1 protein-coding gene is annotated in these 229 nt (G+C 58.5%); it reads right to left on the bottom strand.

Features of this window, described 5'->3' with window-relative positions:
- A partial coding sequence (locus RYX56_RS26900; RefSeq protein ID WP_500660743.1) for an ABC transporter permease subunit occupies nt 1-229 on the bottom strand: 229 nt, incomplete at both ends.

Here is a 229-nt window from a genome sequence, read left to right on the forward strand (position 1 = left end):
TTTCCGGCGCCGCCGACGATCACCATGACCCAGATCAGGAACGTATGGTTGATCGGCTGGTAGCTCGAAGGATCAAAGATCTGCACGAAGCTGACCAGCATGGCGCCGCCAATACCCATCAACACGGAGCCGAAAATGAAAATTTCGAGCTGACGCGCCGTGACGTTCTTGCCCATCGAGGAGGAGGCGATGTGGTTGTCGCGGATCGAGCGCATCATGCGGCCCCAGG

Source organism: Alkalihalophilus lindianensis, assembly GCF_032843265.1.
GTDB classification, from domain to species: Bacteria; Bacillota; Bacilli; order Bacillales; family Bacillaceae_D; genus Alkalihalophilus; species Alkalihalophilus lindianensis.